Genomic DNA, 26,620 nt, shown 5'->3' with positions numbered 1-26,620 from the left:
TTTTTTTTTTTTTTTTTTTTTTTTTTTTTTTTTTTTTTTTTTTTTTTTTTTTTTTTTTTTTTTTTTTTTTTTTTTTTTTTTTTTTGTTTTTTTTTTTTTTTTTTTTTTTTTTTTTTTTTTTTTTGGTTTGGGTGTGTCGGGCCCCCCCCCCCCCCACCTCTTGTCAGCACCGGAGACGATGATGTCGCGTATTGGAATCCATTCTTTCGTCTGGTCGGCGAGCTCGGCTCAGGCAGATCTCGAGCGCACGCTGACCAACACCAGGGAGGCCGGCTTCGACCTCATCGAATTCTCCTATCTCGACCCCGCCAATGTCGACATCGGCGGGCTTGCCAGGCGCATCGCCGATCTTGGCCTCGGCGTGGCGATCAGCATCGGATTGCCTGTTGATGGCGACATTTCGAGCGCCGACAAGGCGATTGCCGCGCGCGGCGTCGAAATCCTCAACGACACCATCGCGCTGACGCGCGATCTCGGCGGCCGGAAGGTCGCCGGCATTCTCTCCACCAGCCACGGATTGCAGGTCGAGGCGCCGACGCGCGATCAATGGCAGCGCAGTGCCGGCACGCTGGCCAAGGTTGCCGAGACAGCCAAGGCGGCCGGCGTCACGCTCAACCTCGAGATCGTCAACCGCTTCGAAAGCAATCTGCTCAACACCGCCGCGCAAGGGCTGGCCTTCATCGAGGACACCGGCTCGGACAACATCTTCCTGCATCTCGACACCTTCCACATGAACATCGAGGAGGCCGATGTCGGGCTGGCCATCCGTCATGCCGCCGATAAGATCGGCTATGTCCATATCGGCGAGAGCCATCGCGGTTTCCTCGGCACCGGCAATATCGATTTCGCCGCGATCTTCGATGCGCTGACGGCCATCGGCTACAGCGACGACCTCAGCTTCGAATCCTTCTCTTCGGAAATCGTCGATGAGAACCTGTCGAAGAAGACCGCGATCTGGCGCAATCTCTGGACGGACAACATGGCGCTGGCCAAGCACGCGCGTGCTTTCATCGGTCTGGGAATGGAGACGGCAAGGCGCAAGGCGGAACTCGTCTCGGCGCGGCACAAACCCTGACCCGCCCGTCGAGAGCCGAAGGACGCCGCGTGCGCCGCAGGGCTGGGTTTCGAACTCAGATTAACAAAAGGCCTCGTGGTAGCCGTTTTGGCAGCTTTTGTGCCGCCGGTTTTTTCCGAGATAGGAATTTTTTCTTGACCCGGTGACCTCAGCTATGGTACATATTTGCCTATGGTGCTGATTTGCGCCAGTGACCCGCCGCACAGGCGGGTTTTTTGTTCGATGCACCGTCAGCCAAGGTGCCGGCCGTTGGCGCCGGCATTGCCCGCGGCAGGTGCATCGGTTATCTGACCGGCCAGGCAAACAACGCCACGCAATCCACCAAACGGAGCCCAGCACATGACACGCGAGACAATCCTCAAATTCGGCACCGTCGAACACGCGGACGCCGGCGATCTGGCTGGCTGGATCGTCGTCGAGGGCAGGCCGACCATGCAAACCGCCGTCCAGCACACGACCGAGGACGGCAAGGTGTTGTCGGGCACCTGGCGCGCGACGCCCGGCACCTATCACGCCACCTATACCGACTATGAGTTCGTGCACATGATCGCCGGCCGCATCATCATTACGCCGGACGGCGGCACGCCGGTCGAGGTCGGCCCCGGCGATGCCTTCGTGGTGGAAGCGGATTTCAAGGGAACCTGGAAGATCATCGAGCCGGTGACGAAGCATTTTGTCGTCAGGGTTGGCTGAGGCGGATCGGCGACCCCGCGTGCGGAAAACGGTGCGGTTGCTGTCACGGCAGGACCGTATCACTGCCGCATCCCGGAGCAGGCGCGGCACGCCTGAACCTTGGCGTGTTCGTCGCTCTTGTCGCGTAGGCTAGGCGGCATGAGCAGCCGTCCTCATGCGCAAGCGGCATTTTCTATTCCCGCGATGCGGTGTTCGACCGGCTGAAGAAAATGCTTCGCATGACGCCATCGCGCAGCAGCACGAAATGCACCAGGGCAGCCAGGATGTGAACACCGGCAAGTCCAAGCAATACCCAGACCAGCTTTGCATGGATGAGTGCGAATCCCCTTGCCGAAAGCGCGCTGACGGACGGCGCCAACGGCACAGGCAAGTTTCCGAAAAGCCGCGCGGGAGGCATGAAAGGCATTGGCCGGTAGCCCAGCCATCCCGTTATCAGGACGGCGAGAATCGCAACGTAGAGAAACATATGGAAGAAAGCCGTCGCAAACCGCATGGGCCGTGAGGCTTGCCTGACAGGGGCGCGGGTAAAGATGCGCCAGCAAAGTCTGAGGACGATGATGGCAAGGATCGTCACGCCGATCGACATGTGAAGCGGAAGCCAGTTCATCGTCGCCATACCCGGCCCGTCCATCGGCCCAAAGGCAATGGCGATTTGCGCCGCGAGCGCGATCACGGTCAGCCAATGCAACAGACGAATGCCGAAATGCCAGTGCAGGCGAGGGTTCTCCTTCACATCCGAAGCTCGATTGTTGTCAAATGCAAGAAGGAGGGCGTGATCGTTTCATCCGCTCCAGCGGGCCAATTTCGTGAAGAAGTATGGCGGCTCACCAAGTCGTTGAAAAGCATGGTGATCCCGACAGGAATCGAACCTGTGACCTACAGATTAGGAATCTGCCGCTCTATCCTACTGAGCTACGGGACCACGCGGCCAGACACATAGCCGCTTCGGATCGTTTCGCCAAGAGGCCGGCCGAAGGCAATTCGGCCGGCTTTGCGCTGCCGCCGTCAGGCGGCCAGCGCGGTTTCCGCCAGTTTCACCCAGTAGCTCATGCCGTGCGGGATGACCTCGTCGTTGAAGTCGTAGGCCGGGTTGTGGAGGCCGGCGGTGTCGCCATTGCCGATGAAGATGAAGGCGCCGGGGCGGGCTTCGAGCATATAGGAGAAATCCTCGCCGCCCATCACGGGCTGGATGCCGCGGTGGACATGGGCGTCGCCGGCGACACTCATCGCGACATCACCGGCAAACACCGTCTCTTCCGCGTGGTTGAAGGTCACGGGGTAATTTGCCTGGTAGTCGACCTCGATCTTTGCCCCGAACGCGGTCGCCAGCCCGTCGCAGATGCTGCGGATGCGCTCTTCGGACTTCTTGGCGATCTCCTTGCGCAAGGTGCGCACGGTGCCGGCGATTTCAGCGGTTTCGGGGATGATGTTGTAGGCGTCACCGGCGTGGAACTTGGTCACCGACACCACCACGGCCTCGACCGGGTCGGTGCTGCGCGAGGCGATCGTCTGCAAGGCGCCGACCAGCTGGCTGGTGATGACGATCGGGTCGATCGTGCCGTGCGGCATCGCCGCGTGGCCGCCCTTTCCCCTAACGGTAATGGTAAACTCGGCGGTCGCCGCCATGATCGGACCCGGGCGAATGGCGAACTGCCCGACAGGCAGGCCCGGCATGTTGTGCATGCCGAACACCCTGGAGATGTCGAAACGCTCCATCATGCCGTCCTTGACCATCTCGTTGCCGCCGCCGCCCCCCTCTTCGGCCGGCTGGAAGATCACCGCCACGGAACCGGTGAAGTTGCGCGTCTCGGCGAGGTATTTGGCCGCGCCCAGCAGCATCGCCGTGTGGCCGTCATGGCCGCAGGCGTGCATCTTGCCGGGGATGGTCGAGGCGTAGGGCTTGCCTGATATCTCGTTGAGCGGCAGCGCGTCCATGTCGGCGCGCAGGCCGATTGTGGGGCCTTCGCCCTGGCGGCCGCGGATGATGCCGACCACGCCGGTCTTGCCGAGGCCGGTGACCACATCGTCGCAACCGAAGGCCTTCAGCTTCTCGGTGACGAAGGCGGCGGTCTTGAAGACGTCGAAGTTCAGTTCTGGCGTCTGGTGCAGATGCTGGCGCCAGCCGGCAACTTCGTCCTGCATTTCGGCGGCACGGTTCAGGATTGGCATGATGGTTCCATCTCGCTGTTGGGACAGCGGCGTTGGCCGCTGCCTTGCAATTGTGATCGCCAGGCACTTTGCCATCTTGGCGTCACATAGAGTAAATAGCACCGCAACAATGGGTCCGGTTTTTGAGGGTCGGACCATATGCTGGCGATCGCGTAACGAAATCTTACGGAGCCAGGGGCGACTACGGCAAGAGGCGATTTCGGATTTGATCATGCGGTACAGGCATTTCCTCAAACTATTCTCGGCTGGCACAATCGCGCTGTCGGTCCTGGCCGGGCCGGCGCTGGCCAATCCGGTGGTCGTGTTCGATCTCGGCAGCGGCAAGATCCTGCAGCATCAGGACGCGTTCAGGCGCTGGTATCCGGCGTCGCTGAGCAAGCTGATGACCGCTTATGTCACCTTTCGGGCGATCGCCGCCAGCGAGGTCCAGCTTGATTCGCCGATCAAGGTGACCAAACACTCCGCTTCCGAGCCGCCAAGCAAGATGGGCTTCAAGCCGGGCTCGGTGATGCGGCTCGACAGCGCGCTGAAGATGATGCTGGTCAAATCGGCCAACGACATAGCCATGGCCGTCGGCGAAAATGTCGGCGGTTCGCAGGCGGCTTTTGCCGACCGGATGAACGCCGAGGCGACCCGGCTCGGCATGAACGGCACGCATTTCGTCAATCCGAACGGGCTTTTTTCGCCGGACCAGTACACGACGGCGCGCGACCTCGCCGTGCTGGTGATGGCGATCCGCCGCGAATTTCCGCAATATGTGCCGTGGTTCTCGATCGAAGGCCTTGCCGTCGGCAAGAAGGCGATCCCCAACTACAATCTCTTGATCGGCCGCTATCCCGGCGCCGATGGCATGAAGACCGGCTTTGTCTGCCCCTCCGGCTTCAACATGATCGGTTCGGCGACCCGCAACGGGCGCACGCTGGTGGCGGTGGTGCTTGGCGAGAAATCGGCCGTCACACGTGCCGAGACCGCGGCAAAACTGCTCGATCAAGGTTTTGACGCGCCTGCCGCCGGCTCGGCCACCGTCACCACGCTGGCGCCCTATGGCGACACCGTCTCGCCCAACGACATGAAGGACGAGGTCTGCAAGAAGAAGACGCCGCAGGAGCAGTCCGAGGCACCGCCGGTCGTCGCCAAGAACGTGCCGAAATCACCCTATCAGGAAAAGCTCGACCATGTGCCGACACTGGTTGCCGTCGGCCTTGGCGGCGCCACCGGTCCGGCGCCGAAGGCCATCCTCGACCAGGGCGGCCAGGAATATGCCGACGTGCCGATCCCGAGCTGGCGGCCCGACAGGCCGGCACCGGCCGGCACCGGCCCGAAGATTGCCGGCTCCGCCGCGCAGGGCGACCAGCCGGCCAAGGTTGCGAACTAGCCAATGGCGAGCGGCTTCCCGATCCCCGTCTCGGTGCTGACCGGTTTCCTCGGCGCCGGCAAGACGACGCTGCTCAACCGGCTGTTGAAAGATCCGGCGCTGGCCGATACGGCGGTGATCATCAACGAGTTCGGCGAGGTGGCGATCGACCATTTGCTGGTCGAGCAGTCTTCCGACGGCATCATCCAGCTGTCGGACGGCTGCCTGTGCTGCACGGTGCGCGGCGAACTGGTCGATACGCTGGCCGATCTGGTCGACCGGCTGCAGACCGGCCGCATTACCCGGCTTGCCCGCGTCATCGTCGAAACCACCGGCCTTGCCGACCCGGCGCCGGTGCTGCAGTCGATCATGGCGCATCCGGCGCTGATCCAGGCCTTCCGGCTCGACGGCGTCATCACTCTGGTCGATGCCGTCAACGGCAATGCCACGCTCGATGCCCATGTCGAGGCGGTGAAGCAGGCTGCCGTCGCCGATCGCATCGTGCTCAGCAAAGCCGATCTGGTCGCCGATCCCAATGAGTTGGAAATGCTCCGGGCGCGCCTGCGGCAGATCAATCCGGGCGCCGAACTGCTCGATGCCGGCGACACGGAGACAGGCGTGGCGGCGCTGTTTGACTGCGGCCTCTACAACCCTGCAACCAAATCCGCCGATGTGCGGCGCTGGCTGGGCGAGGAAGCAGCGCATGATCACCATCATCATGATGGCCAGGATCACGAGCATGGCCATGACCACGACCATCGTCACGATCAGCGCGTGCGCTCCTATTCGCTGGTGCATGACGGCCCGGTGCCGTTTTCAGCGATCGAGATGTTCCTCGACCTGCTGCGTTCGACGCATGGCGAGCATCTGCTGCGCATGAAGGGCGTCATCGAGCTCAGGGAAGACCCGTCGCGGCCGCTGGTGATCCATGGCGTACAGAAGATCCTGCATCCGCCGGTGCAATTGCCGTCCTGGCCCGATGGCCAGCGCGGCACGCGGCTGGTGCTGATCACGCTCGATATGCCCGAAGATTATATCCGCAGGCTGTTCGCCGCCTTCACCAACCGGCCGTCGATCGACACGCCCGACCGCGCCGCGCTGGAAAACAACCCGCTGGCGATTGCCGGGCGTTGAACTCTACGATTGCTGTTCGCCGCGCTCGATCAGAAAGCGATGGCCGCCGGAGACCGCCGCCGTTTCAATCAACTGGTGGCCACTCTCGGAGCAGAATGCCGGAATATCTATGACGGCGAGCGGGTCGGTGGTTTCGAGCCACAGCCGGCTGCCCGGTTGCATCCCGGCCAAGCGCTTCTTGGCCTTGAGCACGGGCAAGGGGCAGTTCAGCCCCTTGAGGTCATAAATAGCGGCGCGATCATCCACGGGCGAAATCAACCGCCGAACATGCCGAGCAGCTTGTTCTTCAGCTTCGTCACGCGGCTCTCGTCGGCACTCGCCGCTTGCGTCTCAGCCATCGGTGCCGCTTCCGAAGGGGCCGCGATGGTCGCGGTGGCGACAGGGGCTTCCTTGGCGGCCTTTTCGGCCTCCTTTTCGGCCAGAGCCTGAGCCTTGGCGGCTTCCTTGGCTTGCTTGGCCGCCTCTATGGCAGCGAGCCTCTGCTCCTCGGCCTTCTGCTTGGCCGCCTTTTCGGCGTCGAGGGCCGCCATCTTGCGGCCAGCGGGCGAATCGATGCGGCCCATGCGTGCCGTCTCGGTGACCGAGCCGTCATTGTTGAGCGACGGCGGATCGATCGGCACGCGTTCGCCGCGTGCGCGGCGCTTGGACCAGTCGGAGACGATGCTGGCTTCCTTGATACCGGCGATGGTCGGCTTGGGCGCCGGCACGCTGGCCTTGACCGCGCCGCTGAATGCCGCGTCGTAGGTGCTCATGTAGGAATTGTAGGCGCTCTTCAGCGAATCAGGCTGCGTCGTCGCCGGGCAAGCGCCGGTCGGGTCGAATGTCTGACCGTCGGCGGCAACCTGGTTGAAGACATAACGCTTCTCGCAGACATCGACCTTCGGCGGCACCTTGGTGATCTCGAAATTGTCGTAGCCGACCTTCAGCATCTTCCAGAAGTCGTAATTGGGGTCGTTGCGGTAGCGCGCCATGTTGGCGGCAGTCATGCGGAACGGAAACGCCTGGATCTGGAACTCGGTCTGGCCGCCCTGGAAAGCATCGCGGCCGAAGGCATAGATCTGCTCGATCTGCGCATCGGTCATCGAATAGCAGCCCGACGACGAACAGGCGCCGTGCACCATCAAATTGGAGCCGGTACGGCCATTGGCGCGGTCATAGGCGTTGGGATAGCCGATGTTGAAGGACAAATGGTAGTTCGAGCGCGGATTCATCTGCGCCGGGCGCACCGTGTAGAAGCCTTCCGGCGCCTGGCGGTCGCCTTCTGTGTATTTCGGCCCGAGCTTGCCCGACCATTTGCAGATGTCGTAGCTGGCGACCATGTCGTAGCGGCCGTTGGTCTTGGCCTTCCAGATCTCGAGCTTGCCTTCTTCCTTGAAGATACGAGCCATCACCGACGAGGTGCGGACCATGCCCCTGGCTCTCATGTCGGCGAGGATTTTGTCGGGCAGCGGCTTGTTGGCCTCCGGCGCGAAATCCTTCATCGACGAATTGTTGCAGCCGGCAACGCCGAGGGCGGCGATCAGGATTCCGGTGCGGGCAAGCTTGATAAACATGGCTGCGGATATCGTCTTTTCTCTGGCGCCAGGACGTTTCCTGCCCCGGCTGCTGCACTGCGCATCGACGGACCCTAAGCCCGTTAACCCTAACAAATTCCTTACCGCAAGTGCCGACGCATCCCCCTGCGGCAGTCTCATTGAGCCGAATGCAGCGGCATTTTTGTGGCAAAAATGCTCGTAGCCGCCACATTGTGGCGGGCAAGGCTGCCTGCGGTCAGAGACTGCGGCCCATGGCCAAGTATTTTTCGCGGCGCTGCTCGCGGAAATCGGTGTTGGCGCCGGCAAAGTCCTTCATCGTCCTGGCGATCAGGTCTCCGGCCGCGCCGATCACGGTTTCGGCGCCGCGATGCGCGCCGCCGAGCGGCTCGGGGATGATGGCGTCGATGATCTTCAGCTCCAGAAGGTCCTGCGCGGTGATCTTCATGTTGGTTGCCGCATCCTTCGATCGCGTCGTGTCGCGCCACAGGATAGAGGCGGCGCCTTCCGGCGAAATCACCGAATAGATGGCATGTTCGAGCATGTAGACGCGGTTGGCGGTGGCGATGGCAATGGCTCCGCCCGAACCACCTTCGCCGATGACCACCGAGATCGACGGTACTTTCAGGCCGAGGCAGGTCGAGGTTGAACGGGCGATAGCCTCCGCCTGGCCGCGCTCTTCAGCGTTGACACCGGGATAGGCGCCGGCCGTGTCGACCAGCGTCAGCAGCGGGATCTTGAAGCGGTCGGCCAGTTCCATCAGCCGTACCGCCTTGCGGTAGCCCTCCGGGCGAACCGATCCGAAATTGTGCTTCAGGCGGCTGGCTGTGTCGGAACCTTTTTCCTGGCCGATGATGGCAATGGGCTCGCCGCGGAAACGGGCGAAACCGCCGACGATCGCCTGGTCCTCACCGAAATTGCGGTCGCCGGCCAGCGGCGTGAAATCGGTGAACAGGCCCTTGATATAGTCGACGCAATGCGGCCTGTCGGGATGGCGAGCCACCTGCACCTTCTGCCACGGCGTCAGCGCCTTGTAGGCGTCGCGCAGCGCGTCGCGGGAGCGCTTCTCGAGACGGCTGATCTCGTCGCCGACATCAACCGCCTCGCCGTTCTCGGCAAGCTTCTTCAGCTCGAGGATCTTGCCCTCGAGGTCCTGCACCGGCTTTTCGAAATCGAGGTAGTTGTACATGCGTGAGCGGACCGATACGTCGAAGGCAATGGCTGACGGAACCCTTGAATCCAAGGCTCCGGGCGGTGAAATGTCGTCCTCACATAGCGATATGAGGCCTAGTCGGCAAGCGGATGATGATCGTTGACCAACCGCACCAGCCGCTCTTCCAGCACATGGGTGTAAATCTGTGTCGTCGATATGTCGGCATGGCCAAGCAATTGCTGCACGGCCCGGAGATCGGCGCCGTTCTGCAGGAGATGGCTGGCGAAAGCATGGCGCAGCACGTGCGGCGAGATCTTCGCCGAGGCGATGCCGGCCCTTGCCGCCAGCCCTTTCAGGTCACGCGCGAAGACCTGGCGCGAGAGATAGCCGCTGTCGGAGGCGGCCGGAAACAGGAACGGACTGTCGGCGAAGGCTGGCACCCTGGCGCGGGCGGCAAGCCAGCTCTTCATCGCCGTGCGCGCCTTGGCGGAGAGCGGCACCATGCGCTCCTTGTCGCCCTTGCCGCGCACCATAAAGAAACGGTCGTCGCGCTGCGCCACCGTCACCGGCAGGCCGACCAGCTCGGAAACGCGCAGGCCGGTGGCGTAAAGCACCTCGACCAGCGCATGCAGGCGCAGTGACGCCAGGCTGTCCCCATCGCCCGACGAGACATCGCCGGCTTCAAGTGCCGCACGGTCGATCAGCCGGCCGGTGTCGGCCTCGCTCATCGTCTTGGGCAGCGGGCGGCCCTTTCTCGGACTGTCCAGCGTGCCGGTCGGGTCATCGCCGCGCAGGCCTTCGGCGTAGAGGAATTTGAAGAACTGACGGATCGCCGACAGTTTGCGCGCCTGCGAGGTGGCTGCAAAGCCGCGGGCGGCAATGTCGTCGAGATAGGCGCGGATATCGGCGGCGGCCGCGCCGGCGAGCCCGCCATCGATCTCGCTTGAGGCGTCTTCGAGGTCGCGGCGGTAGGAGGAAAGCGTGTTTTCGGCCGCGCCCCGCTCGGCGCTCATCATTTCCAGAAAGGCTTCGATGCGGGCGGCGCTGTTCATTCAGCTTTTCTTGTCATTCAACTTTTCTTGGGGTTCAGCTTTTCCGGAGGGATGCGCACGCTCATTTCCCCCTTCTTGGGCTCGACGAACATCACCAGCGCGAACATCGTACCATAGGCAATGCCAGCCAGAATCGCTGTTACCACGACAAAGCGAAACAGTGTCGGCATCAATTTTCGCCCGTCTTCTTGTTCTGCGTTTCCAAACCCTGTCCCCTTATGGGACGCCAATCCGGCCAATTCAAGGAAGAAGCTGGGGCCTGTTAGCAACTTCTGATGCAGACCCTGCCGGTCCATATCGGGTTCAAGGCACTTGCCACGCTTGACGCAAACGGGCTTTTCATGTCGATACGCCGGCAAAGAGGGCCTTCGAAACATCCGATGAACGCGCTGCCAGCAAATCCTCCAGACGAGACCCACGCCGCGTTGCTTGGCCGCCTGGGCAGCCGTTCCGTCGTCTTCGTCGGACTGATGGGCGCCGGCAAGACGGCGATCGGCCGCAAAGTGGCAACGATGCTGGCGCTGCCCTTCATCGACAGCGACCAGGAGATCGAAAGCGTCTCGCGTATGACCGTTCCGGAACTTTTCGAGCGCTATGGCGAGACCGAATTCCGGGCGCTGGAGCAGCGCGTCATCCTGCGCGTGCTGGAAAACGGCCCGCAGGTGCTGTCGACCGGCGGCGGCGCCTTCATGAATGCGCAGACGCGCGAGGCGATTGCAGCGCAGGGCGTGTCGGTATGGCTGAAGGCCGAGCTCGATCTTCTGATGGACCGCGTCTCCAAGAAGCAGAACCGGCCATTGTTGAAAAGTGCCGATCCGCGCGCCGTGCTGGAGCGACTGATGGGCGAGCGCTATCCGGTCTACGCGACATCGGACGTCACCGTGCCGACCCGCGACGACCGCAAGGAAGTCATCGCGACCGAGGTGGTGGACGCGCTGTGCCGGCATTTTGGCATCGATGAGACGACGGCGGCGGGCGAGGTGGAATCGTGAGCATCGATGCACCCGTTGTCGTCGAAGTCCGCCTTGGCGATCGGACCTACGACATTCTGATCGGCTCGGGGTTGTTGGCCCGCGCGGGTGCCGAGATATCGGGCCGCCTGCCGGGTACACGCGCCGCGGTCATCACCGATGCCAATGTCGCGGCAGCGCATCTCGATGCGCTCAAGGCAGGGCTCGACACGGGTGGCATCCAGCCCGCCATCATCACGCTGCCGCCCGGCGAGAAGACCAAGAGTTTTGCCCATCTCGAGGAAGTGGTCGACGGTGTTCTGGCTGCGAAACTGGAGCGCGGCGACATCGTCATCGCCTTCGGCGGCGGCGTTATCGGCGACCTTGCGGGCTTTGCCGCCGGCATCGTGCGGCGCGGCATGAATTTCGTGCAGATCCCGACCTCACTGCTGGCGCAGGTCGATTCCTCGGTCGGCGGCAAGACCGGCATCAACAGCCCACGCGGCAAGAACCTTGTCGGCGTCTTCCATCAGCCGAAACTGGTGTTGGCAGACACCGGGGTGCTCGACACGCTGCCGATCAGGGAATTCCGCGCCGGCTATGCCGAACTCGCCAAATACGGGCTCATCAACCGGCCGGAATTTTTCGCCTGGCTGGAAAAGAATTGGGTCCAGGTTTTTGCCGGCGGGCCGGAGAGGGCGCAGGCTATTGCCGAAGCCTGCCGCGCCAAGGCCGATGTGGTTGCGCGCGACGAATTCGAGACCGGCGACCGCGCGTTGCTCAATCTCGGCCACACATTCGGCCACGCGCTGGAAGCCGCCACCCAATATGACGGAAGCCGCCTCGTCCATGGCGAAGGCGTCGCAATCGGCATGGCGCTGGCCTACCGGTTCTCGTCACGGCTCAATCTGGCCAGCCCCGACGATGCCGCGCGCGTCGAGTCGCATCTGCGCGCCGTCGGCCTGCCTTGGCGGATAGCCGACATCCCGGGCGAATTGCCTGACGCCGAGGCTCTGCTTGCCTTCATCACCCAGGACAAGAAGGTGTCACGCGGCGCGCTGACCTTCATCCTGACGCGCGGCATCGGCCAGGCTTTCATTGCCAAAGATGTTCCGGCATCGGAAGTGCTGTCGTTCCTCAGGGAGAATCACCCAAAGGAAAGCGACCGGAGATGAACGAGCCCGGCTGGATCGTCGTCGCCGTCCTTGCCATCCTCATCGTGCTGCTCGTTGCCGTCCGCACGCGCCTGCTTGCCATGTTCGGATACGAGCTTTCGCGCATCGAGCCGCAGCGTTCCAGCCAGGACGAATTGCGCGGTGCGGTCGACGATTTCCGCCGCGACGGCCAAGTGGTGCGCGAGGATCGCGACCGCGTCGGCGGGCTGTTCGATCTCGCCGAGCTGGAAGTCTCCGACGTCATGGTCCACCGCACCAACATGCGCTCGGTCAATGCGGACAATGCGCCGGAAGCGGTGGTGCGCGAGATTTTGCAAAGCCCGCACACCCGCATGCCGCTGTGGAAAGGCTCGCTCGACAACATCGTCGGCGTGCTGCATGCAAAGGATCTGCTGCGCGCCTTGAACGAAGTCGGCAACGATTTCTCCCGGATCGACGTGATGAAGATCGCCTCGAAACCCTGGTTCGTGCCCGACACCACGACCTTGCAGGAACAGCTCAACGCCTTCCTTCGCCGCAAGGCGCATTTCGCCGTCGTGGTCGACGAATATGGCGAGGTCGAAGGGCTGGTGACGCTGGAGGACATTATCGAGGAGATCGTCGGCGAGATCGCCGACGAGCATGATGTCGACATACAGGGCGTCAAGCAGGAGGCCGACGGCTCCGTCGTCGTCGACGGCACGGTGCCCATCCGTGACCTCAACCGGGCTCTCGACTGGAACCTGCCGGATGAGGAGGCCACCACCATTGCCGGCCTCGTCATCCACGAGACGCAATCGATCCCCGAGGAGAAGCAGGCTTTTACGTTCCACGGCAAGCGCTTCGTCGTGATGAAACGCGACAAGAACCGGATCGCAAGGCTGAGGATCAGGCCAGCCGGCGACACCTGATACGCGCAGGGAGGCCGGGGCACGTCATCCGGCGATCTGGCTGGTCGAGCGTTCGTGGATCGTCGCGCCGGTCTCGGCATCTATGGCGGCCAGGCTGACTTCATAGCCCCAAAGCCTGCGAATGTGACGAAGCGTGGCGTCGCGGCTGGCATCCTCGAGAAGGATGCCGTCATTGACCTTGTGCTGCAGCCGCAAATGGCGGTCGCCGAGCAGATCGACATCCACCACCTGAATGTCCGGCCGGTTCGCGCCGAGATCGTAACTGTTGGCGAGCGCGTCGCGTATCTTGCGGTAGCCGCGCTCGTCGTGGATCGAGGTGACCTGACAATGCGGTTGGTCGGCAGCGTCGCCGAGCACAAAAAACCGCCATTTCCGGATCATGGCCGGACTGAGGTACTGGCGGATAAACGATTCGTCGCGATGATCGGCCCATGCGTCAAGCAGGACCTCGCGCCAGTTGCCCTGGCCGGCGATGTCGGGAAACCAATCGCGGTCCTCGGCCGTGGGTTTGGTCGAGATGCGCTGAATGTCCTGCATCATGTCGAGGCCGAGAGCATAGGGGTTGATGCCTGAAAAGCGCGGATCGTCGAAGGCCGGCTGAAAGACCACGTTGGAATGATTGCGCAGGATTTCGAGCATGGCGCCTTCGCTGATCTGGCCGCGGTCGAACAGCATGTTCATCAGCGTATAGTGCACGAAAGTGGCACAGCCTTCGTTCATCACCTGTGTTTGCCGTTGCGGGTAAAAATATTGCGCGATGACGCGGACGATCCTGATGATCTCACGCTGCCAGGGCTCCAGGACCGGGCTGTTCTTTTCCAGGAAATAGAGCAGGTTTTCCTCAGGCAGGTTGAGCGATTTCTTCCGCTCCGGGTCCTGGCCCTTTTCGTTGGTCGCTTGCTGGGAAGGCGGCAGCGTACGCCACAAGTCGTTGTAGGAGCGCTCCTCGTATTCGAGACGCTCGCGAATTCCTTCGCGTTGCCGTTCGGACGACAGCCTCGGCGGCCGGTGATAGCGAAACACGCCCTGATCCATCAGCGCGTGAGCGGAATCGAGAACAGCCTCGACGGCGGCGAGGCCGTGCCGCTCCTCGCAACGGACTATGTAGCCCTTGGCGAAGTCCAGGTAGCCGAGGATCGCACCCGCATCCGTCCACTGTTTGAACAGCTGATTGTTCTTGAAGAAATGATTGTGCCCGAGCGCTGCATGGGCCGTCACCAAGGCCTGCAGGGCCATGGTGTTTTCCTCCATCAGATAGACGATGCAGGGATTGGAATTGATGACCAGTTCATAGGCAAGCCCTCGCCCGCCTTTGCGATAGAGCAGATCCTGGTGGAGGAAATGTTTGCCGAAAGACCAGTGACGGTACATCAATGGCATGCCGATGGACGAATAGGCGTCGAGCATTTGTTGCGACGAGATGATCTCCATCTGAACGGGATAGGTGTCCAGATGAAGCTCTTCGACCGCAAGTGCCTCGATCGCGTCATAGGCCCGCGACAATGTTTTGAAATCCCAGTCTGACCCTGAGAAAAGCAGACTGGATTTGCTCGCTTGTCTGGCCATCGGGAACCCTCACGCTCTCTTGAGGGAGGCCGGCTGCCTGCCGAAGAGCTGGCGAAAGACCGGGTAGATATCGGCGGGTGTGGCGATGCGGCTCATCTGGAAGTTCGGCCACTTCTGGTCGATGGCGTTATAGGCACGCCACAGCGACGTCCCGTTTTCGGTCGAGCCGAAAATATGGGCTTCACGCTCGTCGATGATCTCGACATAGGCAAAATATTGGCACAGCCGCATGAGTTCGCCGTTGAGCAGCGAAATGCATCGCTCTGAATCGCCGGCGAAATTGTCGCCGTCCGAGGCCTGGGCGGCATAGATGTTCCAGTCGTGGGCCGGGTAACGGCTGGCGATAATACGGTGCATTTCCTCCAGCGCGGTGGAAACGACGGTGCCGCCGCTTTGGGTGTTGTAGAAAAATGTCTCCTCGTCGACCTCCTGAGCCAGGTGCGTGTGGCGGATGAAGACAATCTCGATGCGGTCGTAGCGTCGTTTCAAGAACAGGTGCAGCAGCACGAAGAAACGCTTGGCCAGATCCTTCTCGCGCTCGCCCATGGACCCGGACACGTCCATCAGACAGAACATGACGGCATTGGCGTTCGGCACCGGCCGGGAATCGAAGCGGTTGAAGCGGATGTCGACCGGATCGACATAGGCAATCCGGCGGCGGCGTCGTTCCAGCCGGTCAAGCTCTTCGCGCAATGCCGCGATACGCTGGCGCGCGTCGACGCTGGATGGCGCCGACTCGAGCGAGGCGATTTCCTCGAGGAGGACATCCAGTTCGACCTGCTTGGGGCGCCTCAGCGCAATGCGGCGGCCGTGGCTGTTGCGCATCGTGCGGCCGACATTGATGTTGGTCGGCGAACCGGTGGCGGCGAAGCCGGCTCTGCGCGGCTTGAAGGCAAGGATCTCCTTGAGGTTGAGCTTGACCATGTCCGGGAGCTCGAGATCCTCGAAGAACAGATCGAGCACTTCCTCGCGCGACAGTACGAAACGAAAGTCGTCCTCTGATGCCTTGTTTCCCGGGGACGATGCTCCCCCGCCGCCTCCGCCGGGCTTGGGGATCAGGTCTCCGGCGGAGAAATGCCTGTTGCCCGGCAAGATGTGCTGACGCCTGCCGGTGTCGCCGGCGTTGTTGAAGCTCGGCTCGCTTGTGCCTCTTTCGGGCATGCGCACGGCGTGCTCGGAATCCGCGTCGGCAATCCTGCCGGTGCGGATCTGGTCGCGTATGCTCCGCTTCAATTCCTCGCGCGCGCGTCGGAGGAAGCGCTGGCGATTGCCGAGACTCTTGTCTTTCGGGTTCAGGCGGCGGTCGATGAAGATCGGCATGGAACCATCCGGGTTCTCTAACCCGCCCTGTTCACCCGCATGTACCAGTCCACAAGGCGACGAACCTGCCGCTCGGTGTAGCCGCGCTCGACCATCCGCTGCACGAATTCATTGTGCCGCTTTTCCGTGACGCTGTCCTGCTTGGAGCCGAAACTGATCACCGGCAGGAGGTCCTCGACCTGGCCGAACATGCGTTTCTCGATGACTTCCCGCAGCTTTTCGTAACTTGTCCACGCCGGGTTGCGGCCATGGTTTCTTGCACGGGCGCGCAGCGTGAATTTCACAACCTCGTTGCGGAAGTCCTTGGGATTGGCGATGCCGGCCGGTTTTTCGACCTGCGAAAGCTCGTTGTCCAAAACCTCGCGGTTGAGGATCTGGCCGGTGTCGGGATCCTTGTAGTCCTGGTCTTCGATCCAGGCGTCGGCATAGGCGATGTAGCGGTCGAAAAGATTCTGGCCGTACTCGCTGTACGATTCCAGATAGGCTTTCTGGATCTCATGGCCGATGAATTCGGCATACCGCGCGGCCAGCTCGGACTTGATGAACTCCAGATAGGCGGCTTCCGTCTCCTTCGGAAACTGTTCGCGCTTGATTGCCTCCTCCAGGATGTACATGAGATGCACGGGGTCGGCGGCCACCTCTTCGGTGTCATAGTTGAAGGTCTGCGACAGGATCTTGAAGGCAAAGCGCGTGCTGACGCCGGCCATGCCCTCGTCGACGCCCGCGGCGTCCCGATATTCCTGAACCGACTTGGCCTTGGGGTCGACTTCCTTGAGGTTCTCGCCATCATAGGCGCGCATCTTGGTGTAGAGCGGCGAATTGTCGTGCTCGGCCAACCGGGTCGAGACGGTAAACCGGCTGAGGATGTCCAGCACCTCTGGAGCGCAGGGACTGGCGGCCAATTCGCTCTCCCGCAGCAGTTTCTCGTAGATCTGCCGCTCTTCGGTTATCCGCAGGCAATACGGCACCTTGACCACGAGGATGCGATCGAGAAAAGCCTCATTGTTCTTGTTGTTCTTGAACTGCAGCCATTCCGACTCGTTGGAATGAGCCACGATGATCCCCTGATAGGGAAAGGCGCCGAAATTTTCGGTGCCGTTGTAGCTGCCTTCCTGGGTGGCGGTCAGCAGCGGATGCAGGACCTTGATAGGCGCCTTGAACATTTCGACGAATTCAAGCAGGCCCTGGGTGGTCCGGTTCAGTCCGCCACTATAGGAATAGGCGTCCGGATCGGATTGGCTGAAATTTTCCAATTGCCGGATATCTACCTTGCCGACCAGGGCCGAAACGTCCTGATTGTTCTCGTCGCCGGGCTCGGTCTTGGCGATGCCGATCTGGCGCAGTCGCGAAGGCATCAGCTTGACGACGCTGAACTTGGAAATGTCGCCGGAGAGTTCGTCGAGGCGCTTGGCCGCCCATGGCGAAATGAGCCCATTCAACCGGCGTCGGGCAATGCCGTATTTATCCTCCAGCAGGTCGCCCATGCGATCGGGATGGAAAAGGCCCAGCGGCGATTCGAAAACCGGGCTGACCTGGTTGCCGACCTTCAGCGTGTAGATCGGGCGCTGCTCCATCAACTTCTTCAGCCGCTCGGCAAGGGACGATTTGCCGCCGCCGACCGGGCCGAGCAAATAGAGGATTTGCTTGCGTTCCTCGAGCCCCTGCGACGCATAGCGAAAATAGCCGGCGATGCGCTCGATTGTGTCCTCCATGCCATAGAAATCGGCAAAGGAGGGGTACACTTTCAGGGTCCGGTTGGAGAATATGCGGCCGAGCCGCTCATCCTTGCTGGTGTCGACCAGGTTCGGCTCGCCGATCGCCTCGACCATCCGTTCAGGCGCTGAGGCATACATCGACTTGTCCTCGCGGCAGGCAAGGAGATATTGCTGGATGCTGATCTCTTCCTGCGTCGCGTTGGTGTAAATTTCCGAAAACAGATCGAAGACGTCAGACTGGTTCTCTCGCATGATGCTTTTGCCCTCGGAGCCGCTGTGGCTTCCATTCGGCTCACCTCGCATTCAACTGTCGGGGGGTACCGTTTGTTCCCTTCATGTGAAGAGGTGGCTACGATCATAAGGATTTGAGGCCACTCCGGGATCAAGGCGCTCGGTGCGGAGCGGTATTCAGCGCGGGTAGCGGGTGTGTGGCGAATCCCTGACTGGACGGCTGGGGCCGCCGCGTGCAGTCTTGCCTCGTCAGGAGACAGTGATGATCGATCGACGAAGCCTGATCATGGCCTCGGTGGCGGCGATGCTGCCATTGGAAGCATCGGCCGCGTCGGAAACACGCCGACCCACGCCAAAAACCTTAGACTACGGGCCGGCCAAGCTCGACATCTATGCGCCCGATGGTGCAATGGGCCTGCCGGTCGTGTTTTTCGTTCATGGCGGCACCTGGCAGTTTGGCAAACGCAGTCAGGTCGACGCCAAACCGGCCTTCCTGCTCGCCAACGGCTTCTGCTTCGTCTCCATCGATTACCGCATGTTGCCGCAGGCCGATGTCGCCACCCAGGCCGGTGACGTCGAAAAGGCCTACGCCTACATCAGGGCCAACATCGCCCGGCATGGCGGCGATCCCAACCGCATCGTCGGCATGGGCCATTCGGCCGGCTGCCATCTGATTGCGCTGACCGGCATGCGCGGCGGGTTGCCCGGCATAGCTGCGCTCATTCTCGACGACACCAGGGCCTATGATCTTGCAGCACTTGCCAAGAAGGGCGGCATGGTGCGGGCCTATGCCCGCGTCTTTTCCGATCCCGCGCAATGGGCGGCACTGTCGCCGGCCAGCCATGTCGACGGCCGCAGGCACCCGCCGACGTTCATTGCCTATTCGCGCGCCCCTGGCCGCGGCGAGGACTCCAAGGCCTTTGCCGAGCGCCTGCGCGCGACGGGCACCAAGGTTACGCTGTTCGACGGCAGCGCCTACACGCATATGTCGATCAATCGGGATTTCGGCGAGGATGGCGACGCGCTGACCGCGGCCGCGCTGGCATTCCTGAAATCGGCTGTTGGCTGATCTTTACGGCACTGGATCAGATCAAAAGTGGCGGCGGGACATTGCTGTGCGGGCGCGCCCGGGTGCAAGTGCTCTTCGATCGTGAGCGGGAGGGAATTGCATGAACGGCGCCGATGCCCTGTGTGACGTGCTTCTGGCCAATGATGTGACAGTCTGCTTCGCCAATCCCGGCACCTCCGAAATGCACTTCGTTGCAGCACTTGACCACAAGCCGAAAATGCGTTGCGTGCTCGGGCTGTTCGAGGGGGTGGTGACCGGGGCCGCCGATGGCTATGCGCGGATGACCGATCGGCCGGCCGCGACGCTGCTGCATACCGGTCCCGGCCTGGCCAACGGTCTCGCCAACATGCACAATGCCCGGCGTGCCTTCAGCCCGATGATCAACATCGTCGGCGACCACGCCTCTTACCATCTGCCGCTCGATGCCCCGCTCACCAGCGATATCGAAAGCCTTGCGGCGCCGATGTCCAACTGGGTCGGCCGCGTCAAGGGCCCGGCCGATATCGCGCCGGCAGCTGAAGCAGCCTTTCGCGCCTCGCTGACACCACCCGGCGTCGCGACGATGATCCTGCCGGCGGATGCCGCCTGGGGCGAAGTCGACGCGGTTTCGGTCGGCAAGGTGACGCTGGTGCCAGCGCCGGCCGTCGATATGGACGCCGTGCGCAAGGTCGCCGCGGCGATCCGTGCCGCTCCGGGCCGGGCAGGCATGATCGTTCGCGGAAAGGCCGCACGCGCCGATGCGCTCGCCATCGCCGGGCAAATCTCGACGGGCAGCGACGTCCGGCTGTTCGGCGAGGTTCTGATCGCACGGATGCAACGCGGGCGCGGGCGTGTCGCGCCGGCCCGCATCCCCTATCCGGTCGACGCGGCGATGGCTGTGCTCAGGGATGTCGATGTTCTGATCCTGGTCGGCGCGAAGGAGCCGGTTGCCTTCTTCGCCTATCCGGGAAAACCGGGACGGCTCGTTCGGGAAGGCGGCGAGGTGCTGACACTGGCCGCCCATGGCGAAGATCTGCATGCGGCGCTGGAGGCGCTTCGCGACGAACTTGGCATCAAGCCGCCGAAACGACAGGTCGTCGCGGCCGCTTTTCCGGACGAGGCAACGCCGAGCGGCAAGCTGACGGAAGATGCGATCGCGCTGTCGGTGGCGCGCAAACTGCCGGCCGATGCAATCATTTGCGATGAAGCGGTCACCTCGGCCAGGCGTTTCTTCGCGCTGTCGGCCTTTGCAGCGCCGCACGACTACATGATGGGCACGGGCGGATCGATCGGCGGCGGCATCCCGATGGCGACCGGGGCGGCAATCGCCTGTCCGGACCGCAAGGTGATCAATCTCGAGGCCGATGGCAGCGGGATGTACACGGTGCAGGGATTGTGGACGCAGGCGCGGGAAAAGCTCGACGTGGTGACGATCGTGTTTTCCAACCGAACCTATGCGATCCTGCATGGCGAGATGAAGAATGTCGGCGTCGGCGCCATCGGCGAGAACGCCAGGCGCATGCTCGACCTCGACTATCCCTCGCTCGACTGGGTGTCGCTGGCCAAAGGCATGGGCGTGGAGGCGGCCCGCGCCGATACGTGCGAGCGCTTCGAGGCGCTGCTGGACAGCGCGCTGTCACGGCGCGGGCCGTTCCTCATCGAAGCGGTGCTCTGAGCGCGGCGAAAAACGATAGGCGGAACCGAGCTACCAGCGGGTCTTTTCGCCGGGAGCCGCCGGTTCGATCGCCAGCGCGTGCACGCCGGCCTTCAATTCATCGGCAAGCAGTTCATTGACGGCGCGGTGACGGTCGATGCGGCTCATGCCGGCAAAGGCGGAAGCGACGACGCGGACGCGAAAATGCGTCTCGCCGGTGCCGTCGTAAGTGCCGTGATGGTCGGAGCCGTGATGGTGGTGGCCGGCATGGAGATGGCTCTCGTTGATGATGACCAGCCTGTCCGGCGAAAATGCCTTATTGAGCTTGTCTTCCATGGTCGCCTGTATGGACATCGCCATCTCCCTTCACCAAATATCGCTGGCATCTCAGCCTGGAAACCGAAAATCGGTTTCGCGAGGGGCCGCCGCCGTGCAACAAAATCCGCCATTCGCCTGCTTTATGCCGCGATTCAGCGGTTAGGGCGATGATCGCGAAAATGTCAATTCTTGTTTCGCATCTGCGAACGCCCCATAAATGGGTAAGATGAAGCCGTACCCCAAATATTTCGAGAAGATTCGCGTCCGCCCCGACAAGGACGCGGAGCTGAAGTCGCACTCGCCGATCTGCCAGTGGGACGGCTGCAAGGAAGCGGGCACCCATCGTGCGCCGGTCGGGCGCATGAAGGAGGGCGAGTATTTCCATTTCTGCTTCGATCATGTGCGCGAGTACAACAAGGGCTTCAACTACTTTTCCGGCGTGCCGGACACCGAGGTCGCGCGCTTCCAGAAGGAAGCCATGACCGGGCACCGGCCGACCTGGAAGATGGGCGCCAACGGGGCCTCGACGCGGTCGTCGCCCGATATGGCCCAGATGCGTTCCGGCCGGGCCGGCTACTATAACCGCATGCGCGACCCGTTCGACCTGTTCAAGGGACCGAAGGATCCGCGCGAGGCGCGCGAGCGCAAGGCCAAGCCGCTTGAGGCCAAGGCGCTGGAAACGCTTGGCCTTGATACAAAGGCGACTGGCAAGGAGATCAAGGCGCGCTATAAGGAACTGGTGAAACAGCACCATCCGGATGCGAATGGTGGCGACAGAGGTTCGGAAGACCGGTTCCGCGATGTGCTGCAGGCCTATCGCGTGCTCAAACAGGCGGGCCTGTGCTGAGCGGCCATACGGTTCGTGTCGTTTTCCAACTTTCATAAGGTTGGAAAAGGCTCTAAGACCGCCCCCGGACAAAATCGATTGCCGGCGAAATCAGACGTTTCGCCCGTGGAGACGTTGAGAGATATGAACAAGGTCGATCGTGACATCGCCAACCTGCCCGACACGACGGTGTCGGTGAAGGAGAAATTCGGCTTCGAGTCCAAGATGGTGGTACCGGCCTATTCGGTGACATCGGAGCATGTGCCCGACATCGACCCGGACTATCTCTTCGACAAGAACACGACGATGGCGATCCTTGCGGGCTTTGCCTACAACCGCCGCGTCATGGTGTCGGGCTATCACGGCACCGGCAAGTCGACCCATATCGAACAGGTTGCCGCCCGGCTTAACTGGCCTTGTGTGCGCGTCAATCTCGACAGTCATGTCAGCCGTATCGATCTCGTCGGCAAGGACGCGATCGTCGTCAAGGATGGCCTGCAGATCACCGAATTCCGCGACGGCATCCTGCCCTGGGCCTACCAGCACAATGTCGCTCTGTGCTTCGACGAGTACGATGCCGGCCGTCCGGATGTGATGTTCGTCATCCAGCGCGTGCTGGAATCGTCGGGCCGGCTGACGCTGCTCGACCAGAGCCGGGTCATCCGCCCGCATCCGGCCTTCCGGTTGTTCTCGACCGCCAACACGGTCGGCCTCGGCGACACCACTGGCCTCTATCACGGCACCCAGCAGATCAACCAGGCGCAGATGGACCGCTGGTCGATCGTCACCACGCTGAACTATTTGCCGCACGACAATGAAGTCGCCATCGTGCTGGCCAAGGCCAAGCACTATCGCGACAGCAAGGGCAAGGACATCGTCAACAAGATGGTGCGCGTCGCCGACATGACGCGTTCGGCCTTCATCAACGGCGATCTGTCGACCGTGATGAGCCCGCGCACCGTGATCACCTGGGCCGAGAATGCCGAGATATTCGGCAATATCGGCATGTCGTTCCGGCTGACCTTCCTCAACAAGTGCGATGAACTGGAACGCTCGGTGGTGGCCGAGTTCTACCAGCGCGCCTTTGGCGAGGATCTGCCCGAGAGCGCCGCCAACGTGGTGCTGGGCTAAGCAGAGTCTCGATGGCGGGTCCGGGCGACAACACGCGCAACAAGTCGAAGACGGGTTCTGAAGCCGACAGCTTCAAGCGCGCCGTCACCGTCTGCATGCGCGCCATCGCCGGCGACAAGGAGCTGGAGGTCGGCTTCGCCAAGGACCGGCCGGCGCTCGCCGGCAGCCGTGCGCGTCTGCCAGAATTGCCGAAGAAGGCGTCGAAGACCGATATCGCGATCACCCGCGGCCTCGGCGATTCCATGGCGCTGAAGCGCGCCTGCCACGATGTGCGCATCCACACCAAGCTGGCGCCGGAAGGCAAGGCGGCCCGCGCCATCTATGACGCGGTCGAACAGGCTCGCGTCGAGGCGATAGGCTCACGCGCCATGCAAGGCGTCGCCGACAATATCGGCTCGATGCTGGAGGACAAATACGCCAAGGCCAACCTCGTCGACGTCAAGGACAAAGCCGACGCGCCGATCGAGGAAGCACTCGCCCTGATGGTGCGCGAGAAGCTCACCGGCCGTCCGATCCCGAAAAGCGGCGAGCGGCTGGTCGAACTCTGGCGCCCTTGGGTCGAGGAAAAGGCCAAGGCCGATCTCGACGGGTTGTCGGCCAAGCTCGGCGACCAGCAGGCGTTCGCCCGGGTCGTGCGCGAGATGCTCGCCTCCATGGAAATGGCCGAGGAGCTCGGCGACGACCAGGAGACGGAAGATTCCGAGGACAATGACGACAACCAGCCGCAAGGCGAGGAGCAGAGCGAGGAGGGCGGCGAAGAGGATTCCGGCTCCGAGCAGTCGCAGTCCGAGGACGCCGAAGCTTCGGCCGATGACGAACAGTCGGCCGAGACCGAAGCCTCCGACGCCACCGCGGACGACCTGTCCGACGATGACGACGCCGATGCCGAAACGCCCGGCGAGGCGCGCCGCAACGACAATCCCTTCACCAATCTGCCGAAGGAGATCGACTACAAGGTCTTCACCACGGCTTTCGACGAGACGGTCGGGGCCGAGGAGCTGTGCGAAGAAGAAGAGCTCGACCGGCTGCGCGCCTTCCTCGACAAGCAGCTGGCCAATCTGTCCGGCGTCGTCGGGCGGTTGGCCAACCGGCTGCAGCGTCGCCTGATGGCACAACAGAACCGCTCCTGGGATTTCGACCTGGAAGAAGGTTACCTCGACCCGGCAAGGCTGGTGCGGGTCGTCATCGACCCGATGCAGCCGCTGTCGTTCAAGCAGGAGCGCGACACCAAATTTCGCGACACGGTGGTGACGCTGGTGCTCGACAATTCCGGCTCGATGCGCGGCCGGCCGATCACGGTCGCGGCAACCTGCGCCGACATATTGGCCCGCACGCTGGAGCGTTGCGGCGTCTCGGTCGAGATCCTCGGTTTCACCACGCGGGCCTGGAAGGGCGGGCAGGCGCGCGAGAAATGGCTGAAGGACGGCAAGCCGCCGAATCCTGGCCGGCTCAACGATCTGCGCCACATCATCTACAAGTCCGCCGACCATCCGTGGCGGCGGGCACGGCGCAATCTCGGCCTGATGATGCGCGAAGGCCTGCTCAAGGAAAATATCGACGGCGAGGCGCTGCTGTGGGCGCACAACCGGCTGATCGCCCGGCCCGAGCAGCGCAAGATCCTGATGATGATCTCGGACGGGGCGCCGGTCGACGATTCGACGCTGTCGGTCAATCCGGGCAATTATCTCGAGCGCCATCTGCGCGCCGTCATCGAGCTGATCGAGACGCGTTCGCCGGTGGAACTGCTGGCCATCGGCATCGGCCACGACGTCACGCGCTACTACCGCCGGGCTGTCACCATCGTCGATGCCGAGGAACTGGCCGGCGCCATGACCGAGCAGTTGGCTTCGCTGTTCGCCGAGGAAAGCGCGAAGGATACGCGACGCGGCGGTGGTATGCGGCGCGCCGGATGATTTCCAGGCGCTGCGGCTTTCAGCAGACGCTTTTCGCCGCCGTCGCCCTGCTTTCCGGCGTGGCTTCGGCGGCAGCCGGTTCGGCCGACTCTAGTTCTGTCGAACCGGTCGAAATCTCGGCCCGCCCGATCACCGAATTCCACATTGGCCGTGCCGGCAAGCAGTTCGGCCCGTTCGAATTCGTCGGCGGGCTGGAGATGACCTCGCCGACACGCGATTTCGGCGCGCTGTCGGCCTTCCGCTTCCTGAAAGCCGGCGGTGACTTCATCGGCGTTGCCGACACCGGCTTCTGGTTCTTCGGCACGGTGGTCCGCGACGCGGAAAAGCGACCCTCCGGCATCCAGAATTTCCGCATGCAGCAGATGGTCGACCAGACCGGCCGGCCGATCGACAGGAAATGGGAGGTCGATGCGGAAGGTCTCGCGGTCAAGGACGGCATCGCCACCGTCGGCTTCGAGCGCAGCCACCGCGTCGCCCAGTTCAAGATCGACTCCAACGACATGAAGGCACCCTTCAAGCCGCTGGATTTCGCCGTTCCGGCCCGCGAGCTGCGTCAGAATCGCGGCTTCGAGACCGTCACCCACGCCAATGCCAACGGCCAGCATGAGGGCGGCCTAGTCGTGGTCTCCGAGAAGAGCCTGGACAAGGCCGGCAACATCTATGCCGCCATCATCGAAGGACCGCACAAGGGCGTCTTTACCGTCAAGCGCAATGGCGATTTCGACATTACCGACGGGGCCTTCCTGCCGGATGGCGACCTATTGCTTCTGGAGCGCAGTTTCTCGATGGCCAGCGGCGTCAAGATGCGGCTGCGGCGCATCTATGGCGAAAGCGTCGAGAAGGGCGCGGTCGCCGACGGGCCGGTGCTGCTGGAGGCCGACATGGGCTACCAGATCGACAATATGGAAGGGCTCGACGTCTGGACCCGCGGCGACGGCGCGCTGATGGTGTCGCTGATCTCCGACGACAACCACTCGATCCTGCAGCGCAACCTCTATCTGGAATTCATTCTCCACCAGGATGAGCCCGCCGGCTTTACGTCCTGGTGGCGATCCAGATGACATGGCGGGCGCCACGCTTGCCGTTGGCGCGCGTACTGACCTCTTCGACCCCGAAGCCTGCCTGCTTCAGCCGCCGCGTGAAGCCGATGTCGGGGCCTTGCGACCACACTGCCAGCACGCCGCCGGGTTTCAGGGCGCTGCGTGCGGCTGCGAGGCCGTGCACGCTGTAAAGTGCGTCGTTGGATTTGTGGACGATGCCTTCCGGGCCGTTGTCGACATCGAGCAGAATGGCGTCCCAGGCCGCGGGCCGCGACCGGATCAACTGCCCGACATCGGTTTCCTGGATGGTGACGCGAGGATCGTCGAGACAGCCGTCAAAGATTTCGGCCATCGGGCCACGTGCCCAGGCGACGACGGCGGGCACCAGTTCGGCGACGACTATTCCGGCATCATTGGCCAATTCTGTGAGTGCGGCGCGCAAGGTAAAACCCATGCCAAGCCCACCGATCAGGATTGTGGGCCGGCTCTGGCCGGCAATCCGCTCGCAGGACAGTTTTGCCAGCGCTTCCTCGGAACCGCTGAGGCGGCTGTTCATCAGTTCGTTGGTGCCCAGCATGATCGAGAATTCGGTGCCGCGCCGCTTGAGGCGAAGTTCTTGTGCGCCATCCGGGATCTTGGCCGAATCGAGCTGGACCCACGGGATCATGATCTTTGTCCGAC

Annotated in this window: 25 protein-coding genes and 1 tRNA gene; 13 read left to right on the top strand and 13 right to left on the bottom strand. The window is 62.5% G+C overall.

The window, feature by feature from the left end; translation table 11 throughout:
* Positions 1-181: 181 nt before the first annotated feature.
* Positions 182-1,075, top strand: a complete 894-nt coding sequence (locus tag NKH06_RS11930) for a sugar phosphate isomerase/epimerase family protein (RefSeq protein ID WP_023811055.1) — start codon at positions 182-184, stop codon at positions 1,073-1,075.
* A 339-nt stretch (positions 1,076-1,414) separates the two neighbouring features.
* Complete coding sequence (locus NKH06_RS11925) at positions 1,415-1,768, top strand: cupin domain-containing protein (protein WP_024503728.1); 354 nt, start codon at positions 1,415-1,417, stop codon at positions 1,766-1,768.
* 172 nt (positions 1,769-1,940) lie between these two features.
* Here NKH06_RS11925 and NKH06_RS11920 read toward each other — a convergent pair whose 3' ends face one another.
* The 3 genes from NKH06_RS11920 to NKH06_RS11910 all read right to left on the bottom strand — a co-directional run bounded on the left by NKH06_RS11920 (position 1,941) and on the right by NKH06_RS11910 (position 3,937).
* On the bottom strand, positions 1,941-2,501 hold the full coding sequence (locus NKH06_RS11920) for a cytochrome b (protein ID WP_352774771.1): 561 nt from the start codon (positions 2,499-2,501) through the stop codon (positions 1,941-1,943).
* A gap of 112 nt (positions 2,502-2,613) precedes the next feature.
* Positions 2,614-2,690 (bottom strand) — tRNA-Arg (locus tag NKH06_RS11915).
* Between the two features lie 83 nt (positions 2,691-2,773).
* Positions 2,774-3,937, bottom strand: a complete 1,164-nt coding sequence (locus tag NKH06_RS11910) for a M20 aminoacylase family protein (protein ID WP_352441763.1) — start codon at positions 3,935-3,937, stop codon at positions 2,774-2,776.
* Positions 3,938-4,148: 211 nt separating this feature from the next.
* On the opposite strand from NKH06_RS11910, the gene NKH06_RS11905 reads away from it, so the two are divergent.
* A complete protein-coding gene (locus NKH06_RS11905) occupies positions 4,149-5,312 on the top strand; it encodes a D-alanyl-D-alanine carboxypeptidase family protein (RefSeq protein WP_352893129.1) in 1,164 nt (387 codons plus the stop codon).
* Positions 5,313-5,315: 3 nt separating this feature from the next.
* Positions 5,316-6,425 carry a CobW family GTP-binding protein gene (locus tag NKH06_RS11900; RefSeq protein ID WP_352893127.1) on the top strand — a complete coding sequence of 370 codons (1,110 nt, stop codon included), beginning with the start codon at positions 5,316-5,318 and terminating at the stop codon, positions 6,423-6,425.
* A gap of 3 nt (positions 6,426-6,428) precedes the next feature.
* On the opposite strand, the gene NKH06_RS11895 is transcribed toward NKH06_RS11900, so the two are convergent.
* The 5 genes from NKH06_RS11895 to NKH06_RS11875 all read right to left on the bottom strand — a co-directional run bounded on the left by NKH06_RS11895 (position 6,429) and on the right by NKH06_RS11875 (position 10,332).
* Entirely contained in the window at positions 6,429-6,671 is a 243-nt protein-coding gene (locus NKH06_RS11895; protein WP_023811061.1) for a sulfurtransferase TusA family protein, read from the bottom strand.
* A gap of 8 nt (positions 6,672-6,679) precedes the next feature.
* Positions 6,680-7,978, bottom strand: a complete 1,299-nt coding sequence (locus NKH06_RS11890; RefSeq protein WP_352893126.1) for a L,D-transpeptidase family protein — start codon at positions 7,976-7,978, stop codon at positions 6,680-6,682.
* Between the two features lie 217 nt (positions 7,979-8,195).
* Complete coding sequence (locus tag NKH06_RS11885; RefSeq protein ID WP_352893131.1) at positions 8,196-9,146, bottom strand: acetyl-CoA carboxylase carboxyltransferase subunit alpha; 951 nt, start codon at positions 9,144-9,146, stop codon at positions 8,196-8,198.
* A gap of 98 nt (positions 9,147-9,244) precedes the next feature.
* Positions 9,245-10,162: a site-specific tyrosine recombinase XerD gene (locus NKH06_RS11880; protein WP_352893124.1), complete on the bottom strand. Its 918-nt coding sequence runs from the start codon at positions 10,160-10,162 to the stop codon at positions 9,245-9,247.
* Positions 10,163-10,179: 17 nt separating this feature from the next.
* The gene (locus NKH06_RS11875; RefSeq protein ID WP_013529356.1) at positions 10,180-10,332 is read right to left on the bottom strand and encodes a hypothetical protein; all 153 of its coding nucleotides are present in this window, start codon (positions 10,330-10,332) and stop codon (positions 10,180-10,182) included.
* 210 nt (positions 10,333-10,542) lie between these two features.
* Between NKH06_RS11875 and NKH06_RS11870 the strand changes: the two genes are divergently transcribed.
* From NKH06_RS11870 to NKH06_RS11860, 3 genes are read left to right on the top strand one after another with little or no spacing between them, the layout of a single operon-like run.
* The gene (locus NKH06_RS11870) at positions 10,543-11,154 is read left to right on the top strand and encodes a shikimate kinase (RefSeq protein ID WP_023811065.1); all 612 of its coding nucleotides are present in this window, start codon (positions 10,543-10,545) and stop codon (positions 11,152-11,154) included.
* A complete protein-coding gene (gene aroB / locus NKH06_RS11865; protein WP_352893121.1) occupies positions 11,151-12,287 on the top strand; it encodes a 3-dehydroquinate synthase in 1,137 nt (378 codons plus the stop codon). The genes NKH06_RS11870 and aroB overlap by 4 nt, the downstream gene beginning before the upstream one ends.
* A complete protein-coding gene (locus tag NKH06_RS11860) occupies positions 12,284-13,177 on the top strand; it encodes an HlyC/CorC family transporter (RefSeq protein WP_352441757.1) in 894 nt (297 codons plus the stop codon). Before aroB ends, NKH06_RS11860 begins: the two co-directional genes overlap by 4 nt.
* Positions 13,178-13,201: 24 nt before the next feature.
* Here NKH06_RS11860 and NKH06_RS11855 read toward each other — a convergent pair whose 3' ends face one another.
* The 3 genes from NKH06_RS11855 to NKH06_RS11845 are packed head-to-tail and all read right to left on the bottom strand — an operon-like array spanning position 13,202 to position 18,030.
* Positions 13,202-14,743 (bottom strand): SpoVR family protein, encoded by a 1,542-nt coding sequence (locus NKH06_RS11855; protein ID WP_023811068.1) that lies wholly within the window; start codon positions 14,741-14,743, stop codon positions 13,202-13,204.
* Positions 14,744-14,752: 9 nt separating this feature from the next.
* Positions 14,753-16,063: a YeaH/YhbH family protein gene (locus NKH06_RS11850; protein ID WP_352441756.1), complete on the bottom strand. Its 1,311-nt coding sequence runs from the start codon at positions 16,061-16,063 to the stop codon at positions 14,753-14,755.
* Between the two features lie 17 nt (positions 16,064-16,080).
* A complete protein-coding gene (locus tag NKH06_RS11845; protein ID WP_352441755.1) occupies positions 16,081-18,030 on the bottom strand; it encodes a PrkA family serine protein kinase in 1,950 nt (649 codons plus the stop codon).
* Positions 18,031-18,271: 241 nt separating this feature from the next.
* Here NKH06_RS11845 and NKH06_RS11840 point away from each other — a divergent pair, with 241 nt between their 5' ends.
* On the top strand, positions 18,272-19,078 hold the full coding sequence (locus NKH06_RS11840; protein ID WP_352441754.1) for an alpha/beta hydrolase: 807 nt from the start codon (positions 18,272-18,274) through the stop codon (positions 19,076-19,078).
* A gap of 100 nt (positions 19,079-19,178) precedes the next feature.
* Complete coding sequence (locus NKH06_RS11835; protein WP_352893118.1) at positions 19,179-20,732, top strand: acetolactate synthase large subunit; 1,554 nt, start codon at positions 19,179-19,181, stop codon at positions 20,730-20,732.
* Positions 20,733-20,762: 30 nt separating this feature from the next.
* Here the strand turns inward: NKH06_RS11835 and NKH06_RS11830 are convergent, their stop codons facing one another.
* Positions 20,763-21,065, bottom strand: a complete 303-nt coding sequence (locus tag NKH06_RS11830; RefSeq protein WP_013529365.1) for a BolA family protein — start codon at positions 21,063-21,065, stop codon at positions 20,763-20,765.
* Between the two features lie 181 nt (positions 21,066-21,246).
* On the opposite strand from NKH06_RS11830, the gene NKH06_RS11825 reads away from it, so the two are divergent.
* From NKH06_RS11825 to NKH06_RS11810, 4 genes are all read left to right on the top strand, one after another.
* On the top strand, positions 21,247-21,876 hold the full coding sequence (locus NKH06_RS11825) for a J domain-containing protein (RefSeq protein WP_032909134.1): 630 nt from the start codon (positions 21,247-21,249) through the stop codon (positions 21,874-21,876).
* A 123-nt stretch (positions 21,877-21,999) separates the two neighbouring features.
* On the top strand, positions 22,000-22,986 hold the full coding sequence (cobS, locus tag NKH06_RS11820; protein ID WP_352893116.1) for a cobaltochelatase subunit CobS: 987 nt from the start codon (positions 22,000-22,002) through the stop codon (positions 22,984-22,986).
* An 11-nt stretch (positions 22,987-22,997) separates the two neighbouring features.
* Entirely contained in the window at positions 22,998-24,899 is a 1,902-nt protein-coding gene (gene cobT, locus NKH06_RS11815; protein WP_352441752.1) for a cobaltochelatase subunit CobT, read from the top strand.
* Positions 24,896-25,960, top strand: a complete 1,065-nt coding sequence (locus tag NKH06_RS11810) for an esterase-like activity of phytase family protein (RefSeq protein WP_352441751.1) — start codon at positions 24,896-24,898, stop codon at positions 25,958-25,960. The genes cobT and NKH06_RS11810 overlap by 4 nt, the downstream gene beginning before the upstream one ends.
* Here the strand turns inward: NKH06_RS11810 and NKH06_RS11805 are convergent.
* Positions 25,935-26,606 (bottom strand): spermidine synthase family protein, encoded by a 672-nt coding sequence (locus NKH06_RS11805; protein ID WP_352441750.1) that lies wholly within the window; start codon positions 26,604-26,606, stop codon positions 25,935-25,937. The two genes, NKH06_RS11810 and NKH06_RS11805, sit on opposite strands and share 26 nt — an antisense overlap.
* Between the last annotated feature and the right edge of the window lie 14 nt (positions 26,607-26,620).

Source organism: Mesorhizobium sp. M1342 (assembly GCF_040317955.1).
Lineage (GTDB): Bacteria > Pseudomonadota > Alphaproteobacteria > Rhizobiales > Rhizobiaceae > Mesorhizobium.
The sequence above is the reverse complement of the archived record's forward strand: the minus strand, read 5'-3'. Positions and strand labels throughout refer to the sequence as shown.

Bases quoted from the DNA above. Each gene is read 5' to 3' on its own strand.
- cobS (WP_352893116.1), top strand. From the start codon at position 22,000: ATGAACAAGGTCGATCGTGACATCGCCAACCTGCCCGACACGACGGTG.
- NKH06_RS11830 (WP_013529365.1), bottom strand. From the start codon at position 21,065: ATGTCCATACAGGCGACCATGGAAGACAAGCTCAATAAGGCATTTTCG.
- NKH06_RS11905 (WP_352893129.1), top strand. From the start codon at position 4,149: ATGCGGTACAGGCATTTCCTCAAACTATTCTCGGCTGGCACAATCGCG.
- NKH06_RS11805 (WP_352441750.1), bottom strand. From the start codon at position 26,606: ATGATCCCGTGGGTCCAGCTCGATTCGGCCAAGATCCCGGATGGCGCA.
- NKH06_RS11875 (WP_013529356.1), bottom strand. From the start codon at position 10,332: ATGCCGACACTGTTTCGCTTTGTCGTGGTAACAGCGATTCTGGCTGGC.
- NKH06_RS11930 (WP_023811055.1), top strand. From the start codon at position 182: ATGTCGCGTATTGGAATCCATTCTTTCGTCTGGTCGGCGAGCTCGGCT.
- NKH06_RS11880 (WP_352893124.1), bottom strand. From the start codon at position 10,162: ATGAACAGCGCCGCCCGCATCGAAGCCTTTCTGGAAATGATGAGCGCC.
- NKH06_RS11925 (WP_024503728.1), top strand. From the start codon at position 1,415: ATGACACGCGAGACAATCCTCAAATTCGGCACCGTCGAACACGCGGAC.
- NKH06_RS11855 (WP_023811068.1), bottom strand. From the start codon at position 14,743: ATGGCCAGACAAGCGAGCAAATCCAGTCTGCTTTTCTCAGGGTCAGAC.
- NKH06_RS11890 (WP_352893126.1), bottom strand. From the start codon at position 7,978: ATGTTTATCAAGCTTGCCCGCACCGGAATCCTGATCGCCGCCCTCGGC.
- NKH06_RS11900 (WP_352893127.1), top strand. From the start codon at position 5,316: ATGGCGAGCGGCTTCCCGATCCCCGTCTCGGTGCTGACCGGTTTCCTC.
- NKH06_RS11840 (WP_352441754.1), top strand. From the start codon at position 18,272: ATGATCGATCGACGAAGCCTGATCATGGCCTCGGTGGCGGCGATGCTG.
- NKH06_RS11870 (WP_023811065.1), top strand. From the start codon at position 10,543: ATGAACGCGCTGCCAGCAAATCCTCCAGACGAGACCCACGCCGCGTTG.
- cobT (WP_352441752.1), top strand. From the start codon at position 22,998: ATGGCGGGTCCGGGCGACAACACGCGCAACAAGTCGAAGACGGGTTCT.
- NKH06_RS11910 (WP_352441763.1), bottom strand. From the start codon at position 3,937: ATGCCAATCCTGAACCGTGCCGCCGAAATGCAGGACGAAGTTGCCGGC.
- NKH06_RS11825 (WP_032909134.1), top strand. From the start codon at position 21,247: ATGGGTAAGATGAAGCCGTACCCCAAATATTTCGAGAAGATTCGCGTC.
- NKH06_RS11860 (WP_352441757.1), top strand. From the start codon at position 12,284: ATGAACGAGCCCGGCTGGATCGTCGTCGCCGTCCTTGCCATCCTCATC.
- NKH06_RS11845 (WP_352441755.1), bottom strand. From the start codon at position 18,030: ATGCGAGAGAACCAGTCTGACGTCTTCGATCTGTTTTCGGAAATTTAC.
- NKH06_RS11850 (WP_352441756.1), bottom strand. From the start codon at position 16,063: ATGCCGATCTTCATCGACCGCCGCCTGAACCCGAAAGACAAGAGTCTC.
- NKH06_RS11885 (WP_352893131.1), bottom strand. From the start codon at position 9,146: ATGTACAACTACCTCGATTTCGAAAAGCCGGTGCAGGACCTCGAGGGC.
- NKH06_RS11810 (WP_352441751.1), top strand. From the start codon at position 24,896: ATGATTTCCAGGCGCTGCGGCTTTCAGCAGACGCTTTTCGCCGCCGTC.
- NKH06_RS11835 (WP_352893118.1), top strand. From the start codon at position 19,179: ATGAACGGCGCCGATGCCCTGTGTGACGTGCTTCTGGCCAATGATGTG.